Source organism: Streptomyces katrae, from assembly GCF_000966975.1.
In the GTDB taxonomy this organism is placed as follows: Bacteria; Actinomycetota; Actinomycetes; order Streptomycetales; family Streptomycetaceae; genus Streptomyces; species Streptomyces katrae.
The window spans coordinates 1-1,571 of record NZ_JZWV01000441.1 but is presented as its reverse complement, the minus strand read 5'-3'; the positions used below and the strand labels follow the sequence as shown (position 1 = coordinate 1,571).

Sequence of the window (1,571 nt, the reverse complement as noted above, 5' to 3'; positions counted from 1 at the left end):
GGCCAAGGACGTGCTCCCGCCGGTGCTCACCCGGGCGATCGTCACGGCCCGGCGCCGCAGGGGCTGAGTCTCCGGGGTGTCCGGCAGGTCAGGGCCGGACACCCCGGGCGTACGGTCAGAGCCCCTTGCGGACCCGGGCCGCGCGGCGGGCCTCGGCGGCCTGGCGGGCCTCGATCGTCTTACGGGACTCCTTGCCCCGGCCGGTCCGGCCCGGCCGGGTGCCGAGGCCGCGGAAGCCCAGCTCCGTACCGCTCGGCCGGCCCTTGGCGTCGGTCGGCAGGGCCCCGGACAGCGGAACCCCGGAGGGCTTGCGGGCGCCGGTGATCCGGCTCAGCGCCGCCTCGCCGGAGCGCACCTGGGTGATGGTGGGCCGGATCTTCGCGTCGGCCATCAGCCGGACCATGTCGCGCCGCTGGTTGGGGGTGACCAGGGTGACGACCTTGCCGGACTCGCCCGCGCGGGCGGTGCGCCCGCCCCGGTGCAGGTAGTCCTTGCTGTCGGCCGGCGGGTCCACGTTGACCACCAGGTCGAGGTCGTCGATGTGGATGCCCCGCGCGGCCACGTTCGTCGCGACCAGGACCGTGAGCTGGCCGTCCTTGAACTGGCCGAGGGTCTTGGTGCGCTGCGGCTGGGACTTCCCGCTGTGCAGCCCCTCCGCCCGCACGCCCATGGCCCGCAGGTGCTTCACGAACTGGTCGACGCCGTGCTTGGTGTCCAGGAACATGATCACCCGGCCCTCGCGCGCGGCGATCTCGGTGGCGGCCGAGACCTTGTCCGCCGCGTGGATGTGCAGCACGTGGTGGTCCATCGTGCCCACCGACGCCGACTGCGGGTCCACGGAGTGCGAGACCGGGTCCTTCAGGTAGCGCCGCACCAGCTGGTCGACGTTGCGGTCCAGGGTGGCCGAGAACAGCATCCGCTGCCCGTCGTGGTGCACCTGGTCCAGGATCTCGGTGACCTGCGGCATGAACCCCATGTCGCACATCTGGTCGGCCTCGTCCAGCACCGTGATCCGCACCCGCTCCAGGTGCACGTCACGCCGCTTGACCAGGTCGCTCAGCCGCCCCGGGGTGGCCACCACGACCTCGGCGCCGGTGCGCAGCGCCCCGGACTGGCGGCCGATCGACAGCCCGCCGACGACGGTGGCCATGCGCAGCCGCAGCGCCTGCGCGTAGGGGGCCAGCGCCTCGGTCACCTGCTGCGCCAGCTCGCGCGTCGGCACGAGGACCAGCGCGAGCGGCCGCTTCGGGTCCGCCTGCCGGCCGGCCGTGCGGGCCAGCAGGGCCAGGCCGAAGGCGAGGGTCTTCCCGGAGCCGGTGCGGCCCCGGCCGAGGATGTCGCGCCCGGCGAGGGAGTTCGGCAGCGTCGCCGCCTGGATCGGGAAGGGGTCCCGCACCTGCTGGGCGGCCAGGGTCTCCACCAGCTCGGCGGGCAGCCCGAGTTCACCGAACGACTCCACCGGGGGCAGGGCCGGGGTGGCCGTCCGGGGCATGGCGAACTCCCCCTGCGGGCCCAGGGTCCGCGGGGCCTTGCCGGCGCCGCTCCCGCCCTTGGACCGGGAGCCTGCCGAG

The 1,571-nt window shown here is 74.8% G+C and carries 1 protein-coding gene; it reads right to left on the bottom strand.

The window, feature by feature from the left end; translation table 11 throughout:
- Nucleotides 1-115: 115 nt before the first annotated feature.
- Nucleotides 116-1,571: DEAD/DEAH box helicase (locus VR44_RS16695; RefSeq protein WP_045948300.1), on the bottom strand; the 1,456-nt coding region annotated here is incomplete at its 5' end.